This window comes from Pseudomonas sivasensis (assembly GCF_013778505.1).
Taxonomy (GTDB): Bacteria; Pseudomonadota; Gammaproteobacteria; order Pseudomonadales; family Pseudomonadaceae; genus Aquipseudomonas; species Aquipseudomonas sivasensis.
The window spans coordinates 206,193-220,711 of the sequence record NZ_JAAOWU010000008.1 but is presented as its reverse complement, the minus strand read 5'-3'; the positions used below and the strand labels follow the sequence as shown (position 1 = coordinate 220,711).

The 14,519-nt window shown below is 58.7% G+C and carries 13 protein-coding genes; 6 read left to right on the top strand and 7 right to left on the bottom strand.

The genetic code is table 11. The annotated features are described in order from the left end of the window. Positions 1-21: 21 nt before the first annotated feature. Complete coding sequence (gene zapE, locus G9Q84_RS16035) at positions 22-1,125, top strand: cell division protein ZapE (RefSeq protein WP_181643701.1); 1,104 nt, start codon at positions 22-24, stop codon at positions 1,123-1,125. A gap of 172 nt (positions 1,126-1,297) precedes the next feature. Continuing rightward, entirely contained in the window at positions 1,298-1,789 is a 492-nt protein-coding gene (locus tag G9Q84_RS16030) for a GNAT family N-acetyltransferase (protein WP_095185912.1), read from the top strand. Positions 1,790-1,889: 100 nt separating this feature from the next. On the opposite strand, the gene G9Q84_RS16025 is transcribed toward G9Q84_RS16030, so the two are convergent. From G9Q84_RS16025 to G9Q84_RS16010, 4 genes are all read right to left on the bottom strand, one after another. Next, positions 1,890-2,099: a hypothetical protein gene (locus G9Q84_RS16025; RefSeq protein ID WP_095185911.1), complete on the bottom strand. Its 210-nt coding sequence runs from the start codon at positions 2,097-2,099 to the stop codon at positions 1,890-1,892. Positions 2,100-2,243: 144 nt separating this feature from the next. After that, complete coding sequence (locus G9Q84_RS16020; protein WP_181643700.1) at positions 2,244-4,472, bottom strand: TonB-dependent siderophore receptor; 2,229 nt, start codon at positions 4,470-4,472, stop codon at positions 2,244-2,246. 114 nt (positions 4,473-4,586) lie between these two features. Further along, positions 4,587-6,344 carry a phosphoethanolamine transferase CptA gene (locus G9Q84_RS16015; RefSeq protein ID WP_181643699.1) on the bottom strand — a complete coding sequence of 586 codons (1,758 nt, stop codon included), beginning with the start codon at positions 6,342-6,344 and terminating at the stop codon, positions 4,587-4,589. A gap of 161 nt (positions 6,345-6,505) precedes the next feature. Continuing rightward, positions 6,506-6,685: a DUF6026 family protein gene (locus G9Q84_RS16010; RefSeq protein WP_256226376.1), complete on the bottom strand. Its 180-nt coding sequence runs from the start codon at positions 6,683-6,685 to the stop codon at positions 6,506-6,508. Between the two features lie 272 nt (positions 6,686-6,957). Here G9Q84_RS16010 and gnd point away from each other — a divergent pair, with 272 nt between their 5' ends. From gnd to G9Q84_RS15995, 3 genes are read left to right on the top strand one after another with little or no spacing between them, the layout of a single operon-like run. Further along, entirely contained in the window at positions 6,958-7,941 is a 984-nt protein-coding gene (gene gnd / locus G9Q84_RS16005; protein WP_095185909.1) for a phosphogluconate dehydrogenase (NAD(+)-dependent, decarboxylating), read from the top strand. Continuing rightward, a complete protein-coding gene (gene zwf, locus G9Q84_RS16000; RefSeq protein WP_032887056.1) occupies positions 7,938-9,461 on the top strand; it encodes a glucose-6-phosphate dehydrogenase in 1,524 nt (507 codons plus the stop codon). The genes gnd and zwf overlap by 4 nt, the downstream gene beginning before the upstream one ends. Continuing rightward, on the top strand, positions 9,458-10,282 hold the full coding sequence (locus G9Q84_RS15995; protein ID WP_181643698.1) for an HAD family hydrolase: 825 nt from the start codon (positions 9,458-9,460) through the stop codon (positions 10,280-10,282). Before zwf ends, G9Q84_RS15995 begins: the two co-directional genes overlap by 4 nt. A gap of 67 nt (positions 10,283-10,349) precedes the next feature. On the opposite strand, the gene G9Q84_RS15990 is transcribed toward G9Q84_RS15995, so the two are convergent. Next, positions 10,350-10,610 (bottom strand): hypothetical protein, encoded by a 261-nt coding sequence (locus tag G9Q84_RS15990; RefSeq protein WP_032887053.1) that lies wholly within the window; start codon positions 10,608-10,610, stop codon positions 10,350-10,352. Between the two features lie 357 nt (positions 10,611-10,967). Between G9Q84_RS15990 and G9Q84_RS15985 the strand changes: the two genes are divergently transcribed. Next, positions 10,968-12,293: a sigma-54 dependent transcriptional regulator gene (locus tag G9Q84_RS15985; RefSeq protein ID WP_032887052.1), complete on the top strand. Its 1,326-nt coding sequence runs from the start codon at positions 10,968-10,970 to the stop codon at positions 12,291-12,293. A 109-nt stretch (positions 12,294-12,402) separates the two neighbouring features. Here G9Q84_RS15985 and G9Q84_RS15980 read toward each other — a convergent pair whose 3' ends face one another. Next, entirely contained in the window at positions 12,403-13,710 is a 1,308-nt protein-coding gene (locus tag G9Q84_RS15980) for an autotransporter outer membrane beta-barrel domain-containing protein (RefSeq protein WP_181643697.1), read from the bottom strand. A 49-nt stretch (positions 13,711-13,759) separates the two neighbouring features. Then, entirely contained in the window at positions 13,760-14,503 is a 744-nt protein-coding gene (locus G9Q84_RS15975) for a hypothetical protein (protein WP_181643696.1), read from the bottom strand. Positions 14,504-14,519 lie beyond the last annotated feature (16 nt).

The following is a 14,519-nucleotide window of genomic DNA, read 5'->3' as shown; positions in this document are numbered from 1 at the left end:
CGGCCTGTCAGGAGTGCGTGCATGACTTTCGACTCGCCTCTCGCTGCCTATCAACACGCCATCGCCCAACAGGGCTTCGTCTCTGACGATGCCCAGCGGCGGGCGGTGGATGCCCTGCAAGCCTGCCATGAGGCTCTGCACCAAGGGCGTGCGTCGGTCACTGGTGTCTACCTGTGGGGGCCGGTGGGTCGGGGCAAAACCTGGTTGATGGACCAGTTCTACCAGAGCCTGCGAGTGCCTGCGCGGCGTCAGCACTTTCATCACTTCATGGGGTGGGTGCATCAGCGTTCATTCGAGCTTACTGGCACCGCCGACCCGTTGCAGGCCCTGGCGCGAGAGCTGAGCAGGGCGGTGCGCGTACTCTGCTTTGACGAGTTGTTCGTCAATGACATCGGGGACGCGATTATCCTGGGGCGGTTGTTCCAGGTGATGTTCGAGGAAGGTGTGGTGATGGTCTGTACCTCCAACCAGCCTCCCGACCAACTGTATTCCGATGGCTTCAACCGCGAACGGTTTTTGCCGGGTATCGCAGCGATCAAGCAGCATATGCGGGTGGTGGCGGTGGACGGCGCTGAAGACCATCGTTTGCATCCAGGTGTCGGCATGCAGCGTTATTGGGTGAATCAGCCCGAGGCGCTTGCGACTGTCTTCACGCAATTGGCAGAAGGGCAGGTGGTGAGCCACGAGCCGGTCGTTGTCGGTCACCGTAGCATCGTGACGGTGCGGTCCAGTGACAGCGTGCTCTGGTGTCGTTATGCCGACCTGTGCGAACAACCCTTGGCCGCTATGGACTTCATGCTGCTGTGTGATCGCTTCAAGGCGATTTTACTCGGCGAGGTGCCTGACCTGAGTGCGCAGCAGCGCCCGGGCCGGATTGCCCGAGGCACCGAAGACGGCGCCCAGCGGGTGGTGGCGGGTGATCGCGAATTGCCGCAGTTGTCGGTGCACGACGACAGCGTGCGTCGGTTCATCGCCCTGGTGGATGAGTGCTACGACCGCAAGGTGCCCCTGTTCATCGAGGCCCGAGTGCCGCTGGAGCGCCTCTATACCCAGGGCTACCTGGAGTTTCCCTTCCGCCGCACCCTGAGCCGGCTGCAGGAGATGCAATTGCAGCGTTTCGGTTAAGGCGTGCAGGGCAACCTCCGAAATCTGCCGCCAGCGCTTTTTCGTCGGCATGAACCTCGCGCTTTCTGGCAAATATTTGTAGTTTTTCTCCTTCATCTACCGCCAACTCCACGCTTACAATCGAGCCCCTCAAAGGGAGCCGATTCCCTTGTTGTCGTGATCGAGGAAGGCAATGGAAACCCCAGATATCCTGGTGCTGCAAGCCAGCTACACCAACCCCGTGCACGCTGAAGCCATAGGCCGCGTGCTCAACCACTACGCACAAGACCCCATGGGCGGAAGCCATAGCCTGCCCGCTGACCTTCTAGAACAACTGCCAGCCGAATTGGCCAAGCGCCCCCATGCCTTCAGTGTGCTGGCGTTCGTCGGCGGCGTGCCGGCGGGGCTGGTGAATTGTTTTGAGGGGTTCTCCACCTTTGCCTGCCGTCCACTGGTCAACATTCATGACGTGGTGGTGATGAATGAGTTCCGCGGCCTGGGCCTGAGTCAGAAAATGCTGCAAAAGGTCGAGGAAATTGCCCGCCAGCGCGGTTGCTGCAAGATCACCTTGGAGGTGCTTGAGGGTAATGCTATCGCTCAGTCGGCGTACCGAAAGTTTGGTTTTGATGATTCAAAGTTTGATCCGGCTCATGGCCGTATGCTGTTCTGGAACAAGCCGCTTTAATAAATAACAGGCAAAAAAAGGGCGCCATTAAATGGCGCCCAATAAACCTTTGCCAACGGAGCGGAATGGCCCAGGGTGTTGCGGATTAACTAAACATTAATTAACTCTTAGGTTGTTCCTGATTGGTGGTGCTGGTCTTGGAAGACGTGTCGTCGGCGGATGCTGTTTGCTCGTTAGTGCCGTGAACCTTCTGCTGCATGAAGGTGAAGTTGTTGTAGTACTCCTTCGCGCGCTCCGAGCCATCTTCTGCAAAAGCGGCGGCGGAGGCTAGGGTCATCAGGCTGGCAAGCATCAAAGTAGAGAGTTTCATCGGGGTATTCTCATTAAGTGTGATCGGTTATCCGTTCTGTCCTTGAGCAGATTCATGGGGCGATTTTGCAGCGATCTTATTAAGTGGGAATTAACTCGAGAAACGTCCGAAGTTAACAATTTCGTTAACTTCGGGTTGTGCGCTTTAAAGTCTCCAGTCCAAGGCCAACGTAATGGCGCGCGGGTCACCCCAGTACACGCCGTTATAGAAGCCGACACGCTCGTAATATTTTTTATCAAACAGGTTGTTGACGTTAAGCGACGCTGAAACATGGTCGTCGAATTGATAGCGGGACATGAGGTTAACCACGGTGTAGGCCTGCTGCGTGATTTTTGCCCGGGTGGTGATCGGGTCGCCATCGGTATCGCGCGCACCGGTCGGTCGATTGCTGAAATCAAAGAAATCGCTTTGCCAGTTCACGGCGCCGCCGACGGTGAGGTTGCGCCATGTACCCGGCAGGCGGTAAGCGCTGGATACTTTCAGCAGGTTCAGCGGCTGACCCGTGTTATTGCGGTTGCCCGAACCGTTGACCGAATGGGTGTAGGTGTAGCCTGCCGTGAGGTTCCAGTCGGGCATCACTTCCCCGGACGCTTCCAGTTCGAAGCCGTTCACTTTGTTGCCTTTGCCGCCTGACTTGTAATATTCCTCGCCGGTCCTTGGGTTGCGTGGCACCGAGTAATCGCGCTCGGCAACGTTGTCCTGGGTACTCCAGAAATACGCCGCCGCCAGGTTCAGGCGCTCTTGCAGCACACTCCCCTTGATGCCCACTTCGTAGTTGCTGCCCACCACCGGCTCAAGGAATTTCTTGTTGGCATCCTTGAGGCTTTGGGGTTTGAAAATATCGGTGTAGCTGGCGTAGACGGTGTACTCCGGCGTTATGTCGTAAAGCAGCCCGGCATAGGGCGTCCACATGTCGTTGTGGGTCTGGCTGGTTTTGCCAGCGGCGGTCAGTTGGTCGTTGTCGTCGTATCGAGGGGCTGCGCTTTTCAGTTCCCAACTGCCATAGCGGCTGCCCAGTACCGCATGCAGGCGGTCGGTGAGACTCAGTCGCGTGGCCAGGTAGCCGGCCTTCTGTTCCTTGCTGCTGTGTTCGCCTTTGAGGCCGGTGACGGTGTCGCCGAACTTAGCGATCCCACCCATGTATTTCCAGTCTTCAATGCTGTAGTAGCCGGCTGGGATGTTCTCGCGCATAAACGGCGAACTGTCCCGTTGCGCGGCCTCGCCGTAGCCCATCATCAAGGCGTGTTCGCGGCCCAGCAACTGATAGCTGCCGGCCAGGTTGAGGTCGATGGCTTCCATCCGCGAGGTGCCGCGCATGTGGCTCGCCCAGGCGGTCATGCCGCTGCGGTCGTCGTTGGGGAAACCCGAGCCGCCATAGTAGACCTTGCCATCTGTGTCGCTCTGGCGATGGGTGTAGGCGGCTTTGATATGCCAATCGCCACCCAGTCGATGTTCGAGGGTCGCGAAAGTGGTCTTGTCCGTCAGCGGCCAGGAACTCCAGTGCGCGGCCATGTTGGTGGAGCGCGACAGCCCGGCCTTGCCGCCCTGGCTGTTCCAGTACGGCACGGTGCCCCAGGAAGTGCCCTGGACTTGTTTGTTCTGGTAATCAAAACCTACGGCCAGCACGGTGTCGTCTGACAGATCGCCTTCGAGAATGCCGTAGCCGACCTCCCGCTGTAGCTCATAGTTGTCACGGAAGGATTGGCTGTCGCGATAGGCCAGCACGGTACGCCCGCGCAACTTGCCGTCGAACGCCAGCGGGCCGCCCACGTCCACGTAGCTGTAATAGTTGTCATGGCTGCCCGCGCTTACGCCGGTTTTCGCCTGCCACTGGGCGGTGGGGCGCTTGCGCACCATGTTGATAGTGGCTGAAGGGTCGCCCGCTCCGGTGGTCAGGCCCGTGGCGCCGCGCACCACTTCGATGTGGTCGTAGATGATGGTGTCAGCGTCGGACTTCATGTAGCCGAAGGTGTTGAGCATCCCATCAATCTGGAAATTGGTGATGCCATAGCCGCGAGAGGAGTAGGACACGCGGTCTGAGTCGTTGTGCTGCACGTTGATACCGGTGGTCTGGCGCAGCACGTCGGTCAAGGTATTCAGATTGAAATCGTCCATTTGCTGGCGCGTGATCACCGAAATCGACTGCGGGGTTTCTTTCACGGACAGGTTAAGGCGGGTGGCGGTGCTCATCGAACCGGTGGTGTAGGCACCGGTGTGCTCAGTGGTTGCGCCCAGGCCTTCGGCGGTGATGCGGGTGGCGCCGAGTTCGAGTTGGGTCTGTTCGGGGTCGGTTTCAGCCAGCAGGTCCGGGCTCAGCGCGGCGCTGCACAGGCCGAGCGTGAGGGTCATGGAACGGGTAATTGGCGCGAACATCGCGTGAGACTCCTTGTCGTCTTTGCGGCCACCCCGGAAAGGGAAGGCCTTGGCTCAAAGACGAAAGGAGGAGCGGAACTTTAGGGTTAAACGAGAATGATTGTTATCTTTCTGTTACGAACCCGGCGCTTCCTGGAGCACCACATCGGTCGGGCCAACCTTCTTCGGCTTGATCAGGCTGAAGTCGATCAGGGCCTTCTGCTGGCGCAAGTACGGGTTGCCGATCAGTTGCGGACGTGCTTTGAAACTGTCGCTCACCAGGCTTTTGCTGCGGTCGATTTCATCGGAGCTCAACCCGGCCAGGTCGGCCCAGGTGTGGATCAACTGCGAGCTGGTGTAAGGGCGTTGCAGATCGCCGGCGAAACTCCAGTCATGGCTCTCACGCCATTTCGGCGAGGCATAGGCCATGAAGGGAATGGTGTACATCGGCGCAGTCGGTTTGCCTTCGTTACGTCCCAGTGTGGCGTGGCCGGCGGAGTCGAATACGTCTTCACCGTGGTCGGACAGGTATAGCAGGAAGCCGTTTGGATCGGTCTTGGCGTAATCCTTGATCAGGCTCGACACCACGAAGTCGTTATACAGCACGGCATTGTCGTAGCTGTTGTAGGTGGGCAATTGATCATCGCTGATGCCTGTCGGTACGCCTTGGCGATCGGTGAATTTGTCGAACGTCGGCGGGTAACGGTACTGGTAGCTCATGTGAGTGCCGAGCAGGTGCACCACAATGAACTTGCGCTCCGCTGGATCGGCCAGGGCCTTGGAGAATGGCGCGAGGACGTCGCCGTCGTATTGGCGTGCGTTCTGGTTGCGGTTGTTGTTCAGGTACACCTGTTCGTCGGCCTGTTCGGAAAAGGTCGTGAGCATGGTGTTGCGCTTGGTCATGGTCTGCTGGTTGGTGATCCAGTAAGTCTTGTAGCCGGCCTGTTTCATCACGCTGACAATCGACGGGGTTTTCAGGTACAGGTCCGGGTTCTCTTCATCGGCGAACGTCAGCACCTGTTGCAGCGCTTCGATGGTGTAGGGGCGCGGGGTGATGACGTTGTCGAACACCGCCAGTTGGTCGCGCAGCTTGTCCAGTTCCGGCGTGGTGTTGCGCGGGTAACCGTAGAGGCTCATGCGCTGGCGGTTGGTGGATTCGCCGATGACCAGCACCAGGGTCGAGGGCTGGCCGGCCATGGTGTCCTTGAGATTGGTCAAGGGCGCAATCTGGCTGGCGCTGTCGAGCATGCCTTGCATGTTGTCGAGTTGTTCGGTGTAGCGGCGATAGGCGACGATCATCTGCCAAGGCACGGCAGGCTCGATGCGCGATTCAAAGCGGTCGATGGCATCGTCCAGGGTGTCGCTGCGGGCAATTTGCTTGACCAGCGGGTATCCGACAATGGCCACCAGGATCGCCGTTGCCGCCACCAGGGCTTGGCCGCGCGGCAGGTACACCGGTCGCACGCGGGTCCACAGGAAAACCGCTACGGCGGTGTGGGCAATAAAGGCCAGCACGATCCACCAAGCGAAGTATTGAGTGGCGTATTCACCGGCTTCAGAGATGTTCGACTCGAACATGATGAAGATGACGCTTTGGGAAAACTCCTGCTGGTAGATGAAGAAGTAACCCAGGCTTGCCATGGAGCAGGCCCACAGCACCACGCCAATCAGGGCGGCGAGTAAGCGCGTACGGCGTGGGAAAACGAGCAGGGGGGCGAGCCACAGTGCGCTCATGAAGAACGCTTGGCGAAAACCACTGAAGCCGGACGTGCCGCTGAGCTGGATCAGCAGTTGTGTGATGCCGGAGAAGTACCAGAAAAACAGGAATAGCCAGCCAAGACCGGCCCAATCAAAGCCTTTCGCAGACTTAGTGCTGCGTTCGAACATCGCCATCCAGCGCTCCAACCCGGTAGTTTTTCAATCACGCGCAGGGCTGCGCGCAATAGAGGCCACCCTTGCATTGGGGTGGCCCTTGTGGGCGGGAGTATCGGGAAGTGCGTGTGAAAACTTTGTGAGATTTGTGTAGCCGTTATCTTACAAAGTCATGACAGGGCTCAGCAGAGCGCAGGTTGCGCGCCGTAAGGCTGATCCAGCTGGGCTTGAATGATATGAGCACGCAGGCGCATGACCTCCTGCTGCAACTGCTCGCGTTCGTCTTTCAACTGGCGCAGTTCATCGCGACGGAGCGTGACGTAGAGGGTCTGGGGAGGACGGGTCATCTGTGCAGTGCTCATTGCTTACCTCGCAAATAGCCGGTGTGTCGCGGTGTGCCAGAACGCTTGAGTCGAGGTTCTCGGCAACAGTCGGAAGCAATTCTGAATTCTTTTTCAGCGCAATGGAACTTTTTTATTTTTGGTGGTCCTGTGACTTTTGCTGCTGTGATGTTGAAACGATGGCAACTTTTTTGTCATGAAACTACATGGATCTGCCCCTGACTAACCCTCATTAGCCTCATTGCGCTATAAACTATGTCACACATTTATTTAGTAGTTAGGAGCATCAGCACATGCAACTGGGGATTATCGGACTAGGCCGCATGGGCGGGAATATTGCACGGCGCCTGATGCTCAATGGGCATACCACCGTTGTTTTCGACCGTAACGAAGCATTTGTCAAAGGCTTGAGCGAGGAGGGCGCCACTGGCGTTGCCGACTTGAAAGCCCTGGTTGCCGGGCTGCAAAAGCCTCGCGCCGTGTGGGTGATGTTGCCAGCAGGCGACCCCACTGAAAACACCATCAATGAACTCAGTGAGCTGCTCGAAGACGGTGACGTGATCATCGACGGCGGCAACACCAACTATAAGGATGACGTTCGTCGCGGCAAGGCGTTGGCGCAAAAGGGCCTGCACTACGTTGATGTCGGCACCTCTGGCGGCGTCTGGGGCCTGGAGCGCGGCTACTGCATGATGATCGGTGGCGATACCGAGACCGTGCAACGCCTCGACCCGATCTTCGCCGCACTGGCACCGGGCCTGGGCAATATCCCGCGCACCAAGGACCGTTCCGCCTCCGCAGACCCGCGCGCCGAGCAGGGTTATATCCACGCCGGTCCTGCGGGTTCCGGGCATTTCGTCAAGATGATCCACAACGGCATCGAGTACGGAATGATGCAGGCCTTCGCCGAAGGTTTTGACATTCTCAAGACCAAGAACTCGGACAACCTGCCGGAAGACCAGCGTTTCGACCTCAACGTTGCCGATATCGCCGAAGTCTGGCGCCGTGGCAGTGTGGTTTCGTCCTGGTTGCTGGACCTGACCGCCGACGCCCTGGCCACCGACCCGAAACTCGAAAACTACTCGGGTTCCGTCGCCGACAGTGGCGAAGGCCGCTGGACCATCGAAGCCGCCATGGAACAAGCCGTGCCGGTACCGGTGCTGTCCACCTCGTTGTTCGCGCGGTTCCGCTCGCGCCAGCAGAGCACCTACGGTGACAAGATGCTGTCTGCCATGCGCTTCGGCTTTGGTGGTCATGTGGAGACTTCCAAAAAATGACCGCTAACGGCAAGAAACCCAAGGCCGAACCCGCACCCCCAACCACGCTGTTTCTGTTTGGCGCCCATGGCGATCTGGTCAAGCGCCTGCTCATGCCGGCGCTGTACAACCTCAGTCGTGATGGCCTGTTGGGCGATGGGCTGCGCATTGTGGGCGTTGATCACAACGCCATCAGCGATGCCGACTTCGCCAAGAAACTCGAGGATTTCATTCGCACCGAGGCTGCGAGCAAGGTCAAGGGCAATGGCGAGAACGCTTTGGACCCGGACCTGTGGGCGCAGTTGGCTAAAGGCATCAGCTACGTCGAGGGTGATTTCCTCGACGACAGCACCTACGCCGACATCGGCAAGAAAATCGCCGACAGCGGCACCGGCAACGCTGTGTTCTACCTGGCCACTGCGCCCCGCTTTTTCAGTGAAGTGGTGCAGCGCCTGGGCAGCGCCGGATTGTTGACGGAGACTGATGACAGCTTCCGGCGTGTGGTGATCGAAAAGCCGTTCGGCTCCGACCTCGCCACCGCCGAAGCGCTGAACGCCAGCTTGCTCAAGGTGATGAGCGAGAAGCAGATCTACCGCATTGACCATTATCTGGGTAAGGAAACCGTACAGAACATCCTGATCAGCCGTTTCTCCAACGTGCTGTTCGAGGCGTTCTGGAACAACCATTACATTGATCATGTGCAAATCACCGCCGCCGAAACCGTTGGTGTGGAAACCCGGGGTAATTTCTTCGAAAAAACCGGCACCCTGCGGGACATGGTGCCGAACCACCTGTTCCAGTTGCTGGCGATGGTGGCCATGGAACCGCCCGCCGCATTTGGTGCCGACGCTGTGCGCGGTGAAAAGGCCAAGGTGATTGGCGCGGTACGGCCGTGGTCCCTGGAAGATGCGCGGGCCAACTCGGTGCGTGGGCAGTACACCGCCGGCGAAATCGGCGGCAAGTCGTTGCCGGGCTACCGGGAAGAAGCCAACGTCGCGCCCGACAGCAGCACCGAGACGTTCGTTGCCCTCAAGGTGATGATCGACAACTGGCGCTGGGTCGGTGTGCCGTTCTACCTGCGTACCGGTAAGCGCATGAGCGTGCGCGACACCGAAATCGTGATCTGCTTTAAACCGGCGCCTTATGCGCAGTTCCGCGATACCGAGGTTGATGAGCTCAAGCCCACCTACCTGAAAATCCAGATCCAGCCCAACGAAGGCATGTGGTTTGACCTGCTCGCTAAAAAGCCAGGGCCGACCCTCGATATGGCCAACATTCAGTTGGGCTTTGCCTACAAGGACTTCTTCGAGATGCAACCGTCGACCGGGTACGAAACCCTGATCTACGACTGCATGACCGGCGATCAGACCTTGTTCCAGCGGGCCGACAATATCGAGAACGGCTGGCGTGCCGTGCAGCCATTTCTCGATGCGTGGAAGGAAGACGATGGAATCCAGGCTTACAAGGCCGGTGAAGACGGTCCAGCTGCTGCAGATGCGTTGCTGGCCCGCGATGGTCGCACTTGGCACACCCTGGGATGAGTGATGCCGCGATTCATCCCATCCGTTTCATCCTCAGCGACGTGGACGGCACGTTGCTGCACCCAGATCACCGTCTGAGCCAGCGTACGGTCGATGCGGTCAGTGCGTTGCGCGAGGCGGGGGTGTTTTTCAGCCTCGCCAGCGGGCGACCGCCCAAAGCCATGCTGCACCTGATCGAAACCTTTGGGATCGATGTGCCGGTAGCCGGTTTTAACGGCGGCACCTTGATCAACCCGGACGGCAGCATCCTGGTTGCCCACCATCTGCCGGCGGAGGCGGCGCTGGTCGCACTGGCGATGTTCTCGGCCGAGCCGGACGTGGAACCATGGGTATTTGCCGACGGCGATTGGCTGCGCCGTGGCCCGCCAGGCCCGATGGAACCGCGCGAAGCTCATGGCCTGGGGTATGGGCCAGTGGTGGTGGAGAGTTTCGAGCCGTACCTGGATCGGATCGACAAGATCGTCGCCGCCAGCAACAACGCGCAGTTGTTGGTGGAACTGGAGGCGCGTTTACAGCCCAAGGTGCAAGGCCTGGCGCAGGTATCGCGTTCGCAACCGATTTATCTGGATGTGACGGCCATGCTGGCCAATAAAGGCGAGGCCTTGAAGACCCTGGCGGCGCACCTTGGGGTCCCGCTGGAGCAGACGGCGGCCATCGGCGATGGGGGAAATGACCCGGCGATGTTTCAGGTAGCCGGATTATCGATTGCCATGGGGCAGGCGGAAGAAACCGTCAAGCGCCAGGCCAATGTGGTCACCGGTAGTAATATTGATGACGGTGCTGCAGAGGCAATCGAGCGGTTTGTTCTCGCCGCGCGATAAACGTCTTAAGTTCAGTTGCCCAACTTCCGATCAGTGTCTTGCAGTGATCGGAAGTTGGTGCAGCAACTTACTTAGGCATGGCCCAGGACTGCAACTGGTAGCCATCTTTGTCGAGTTCGGCACGGGCCTGCAACAGCAGGTCTTCCAATTGCGCCGGGTCGCTGTAGGTGTTCGATGACAGTTGTTTGCTGCCAATACGGGTATTGGTGCGGTCGATGACGCTCAGGCTCAAGGCGCCGTTGCCATCGTGCCAGGCCACGCACTGAAAGGGCTGAAAAGCACGGTCTGCGATCAAAAGAGCTTCGTTGATGCGGAGCGGGGCGTTCATGTGGGTCTCTCTCTAAATGCCCATTCAAGTGAGTACCGGCGGTTGGGCTGACCGTGCGGCGGGTTACTTGTACTGATGCACGATGACGGGGTACGGGTCACATGTTAGAGCAACAAATTTTAACTTTTCCTGATGACTGTCATGTAAGCGGCTGTTTTGAAAGCTGAATGAAAGTTTTAGCCGTGCCCAACTTTTTTTGATGGGCGCGACAGTGGGTGGCTTTTTGCCCGCACTTATAGCGAAACGGTACAAGGCCCGCGTCAAGATTTTGCTAGTGTTAGCGCTGAGCGCCACAAACCGTTGTTTCTAAATAACTTTACCTCCAGCAATCAACAATTTTGGCGCCAAGGAATAGTCATGGTTGTTACACCTGCGCAACGCCGCTTGCTCGTGGTCGATCCCTGTGATGACTGCCATGGGCTATTGCCCGGTTTGCGCACGGCAGGTTGGGAGGTGGACAGCTGTGCTTTGGAGGCGGTGGGCGACCGGTCGTGTGACTTGGGTTTGCTGCGGTTGCAGCCCTATCACCTGGAGCGACCGGAAGCAGTCAAGGAATTGATTGGCCGCAGCGGCACCGAGTGGATCGCTGTGCTCAGCCAGGATGTGCTGCGTTTGCAGAATGTCGGTGATTTTGTCTGCGAGTGGTTCTTCGACTTCCATACCCTGCCGTTTGACGTCGCGCGCGTGCAGGTCACCCTCGGCCGGGCCTTTGGCATGGCGCGCTTGCGCGGCAAGGGCAATACACCTGTAAATGAGCCGGAGCACGAACTGCTCGGCGACAGTCGGCCGATTCGCGAACTTCGCAAGCTATTGGCCAAGCTCGCACCCACCGAGTCCCCGGTTTTGATCCGTGGTGACAGTGGCACCGGTAAAGAACTGGTGGCCAAGACCTTGCATCGCCAATCCCAACGCCACGCCAAGCCCTTTGTCGCGATCAACTGCGGTGCGATTCCTGAACACCTCATCCAATCCGAACTGTTCGGCCATGAGAAGGGCGCCTTCACCGGCGCCCATCAGCGCAAGGTCGGGCGCATCGAAGCGGCCCATGGCGGCACGCTGTTCCTTGATGAAATCGGCGATTTACCCATGGAACTGCAAGCCAATCTGCTGCGGTTTCTCCAGGAGAAACAGGTTGAGCGCGTCGGCGGTAGCCAGCCTATCCCCGTGGATGTGCGGGTACTGGCGGCAACTCACGTCGACCTCGAAGCCGCTGTGGCCAAGGGGGCTTTTCGTGAGGACTTGTACTACAGACTCAATGTGCTGCAAGTGGTCACTGCGCCGCTGCGCGAGCGCCATGGCGACGTAGCGATGCTGGCCAACCACTTCTCACGCTTCTACAGCCAGGAAACCGGCCGCCGTCCGCGCAGTTTCAGCGAAGACGCGCTGGTGGCGATGGGGCAACACCCGTGGCCGGGCAATGTGCGCGAGTTGGCCAACCGCGTGCGTCGTGGCCTGGTACTCGCCGAAGGGCGGCAGATCGAGGCTATTGATCTGGGATTGATCAGCGAACAGGCAATTTCGCCACCCCTGTCTACACTGGAAGACTACAAACACCGCGCCGAACGCCAGGCGCTGTGCGATGTGCTCAACCGGCACAGCGATAACTTGAGTGTCGCTGCCCGCGTCCTGGGAATTTCCCGGCCAACGTTCTATCGGTTGCTGCACAAACACCAGATCCGCTAGGGCGGGTAAACCGAAAAGCCCCGCAACGACCCTTATCGTTGCGGGGCTTTTCCTTTTATTACGTTATCGGAGCAAGCTCCTTCGCCTCATGAATACACCGTCGGATCAGTTAAAAGTAATACGGAAACTTGAGGCTAAACGTAAAGTCCGGCGCATCATCCGTCATCCCAATCGCCAGGTTCGGCACGATCGTCAAATTATCCGATGCCGCGATCGTCATCCCCACGTTGAAGTACCCGGCGTTCGCATCACTGGACACCACCGACTGCCAGTCGCCGCCATTAGGCTTGAGCCGACTCTTGCGCTGCACCAGGTCCGACACCGAGAACGACATACTCATCTTCTCGTTGAGGGCAAAGGCCACACCAACGCCAAACTGGAAGCTGTCACCCAGGCTGACCTTGCCGCCGACCTTCTGGTTGACGTCACTGCTGATGTCGTCGAACGAACCCTCGAAGTTGTGGGTGTACGAGAGCGAACCAAACAACACCGCCGGGTCGAAGGTCTTGACCAGGGAAATCCCCGGCGTGACCGACCAGACCCCGTTACCCGTAGGCAGGCTTTCCGGCACGAACAGGTTGTCGTTGCCGGGTGTGTTGACCAGCTTGATACCAAACGGTTCTTTACCCGTAGGCGCCTTGACCCGCACCGACACCACGGCGTCCGGCAGATTGGGAGTTTCGTCGAGGAATTTGTACGCCACACCAAAGTTGACGTCGCCGATGGTCGGGTCGCGCGTGACCGAGGCTTCCGACGTCGCCGTGCCGTTGTTGCCGGCGCCGGCGGACTGGTAGGTGGAGTCGCGGTACACCACGGGCACGTTCACGTCGAACTGCCAGCGATTATCGAAGTTGTAGCGCCCGGTCAGGTCCAGGGTCCAGTTATCGGACTTGATCCGGTCCAGGTTGATATTGCCGAGGAAAATCGAGTCCAGCGCCAGGAAGCCGTTGAGGGTCAACTGGCGAGCATCGTAACGGGCATAGGTAATACCGGTTTCAAAGCTGAACTTGCCATTCCCGAAAAAGCCGCTGGCTTCGTTATAGAGGTTACTCACACTTTGCGCAGGGGCCGAGTCGTCCTTGAGGGACTGGCCGTAGGAACTCCCGCCGCCACCACCGGCGCCGCCGGATGCTGCTGCGGCGCCCGTGCCTGCGACCGTCGCGCCACTGGCTTTCTGAAAGTCTGCCGGGGATTTGGCCAGGCGCTTGGGCGCTGGTGCCGACGGTTGATCTTCGACCTGTCGTACCCGTTGTTCCAGTACCGCCAAAGCTTTTTGCTGAACGTCATACCGCTGCTTGAGTTCTAGAAGTTCCTGTTTGAGCGTTTCTATATCGGCGTCTGGCGCGGCATACAGAACGGATGCAGGCAAGAGCGTACTTAAACAGACCACCGCACGAAGCGATAACGATCGATGCATGAAATAAGCCGTCCTTTTCTAATGCGTAAGTGTCGAGGGTCAGCGTAGTTCAATAACCGAGGGTGCGTAGGCCTTTGAGTTGGTCCAAGTTGCAGTTCAGCGCACCGTTGTTCAAACCGTTGTTATTCATCACGACGTTGAGCTGGGTCATGTTGTTGACGAAGTTGGTGTTGCCGGTCAAAACCGTACCTTGCAGCACAGTACCGCCGCCGATCTGCTGCAAACTGTTGCCCTGGTTATGGTTGGCCTGGATCGCCATCTGCAAGCCGCCATTGTTGGCCGACACACTCACCCGGCCTGCTGCGCTGTCCCCGGTAACGGTACCGCCGGCGACGAGTACTTGCCCCGATTGCACCGCGTTGGAAGGCGCGAAGCCGTTCTCGACGGTAATGCCTACGTTGTTATAGGCGGTGTTGCCATCGCCAGCGGTTCGCACGCTCTGGGTCACGCCTTGGCCGCTGCCCAGCCCGGCGCCGCCTGTGACTGTGCCGGTACCGGTGTTCGGGTTGGTCCCGTTGCCGGTCGAGCCGGTGGCCTGTACGTAGAATTGTGGGGTGATGGTCGACGAGTCGACCTGCATGCTGGCCTTGCCGGTGATGGTGTCTCCTACGGCGTTGGTCCACGTGCTGCTCATGACAATGCCGAAGCTAATGATGCGCCCCGGCATGACGTAGCGGCCGCGCAGGTCGGCCATTTCCGAATCCTTGAGTTCGATCGGTTTGAACCCCGATGAAGCATAAGCGGGCATTGAGGCTGCCAGACACATGACCGTCAGCCAACGGGAAGTGTTCATCTTCTGCTCCTGGAGC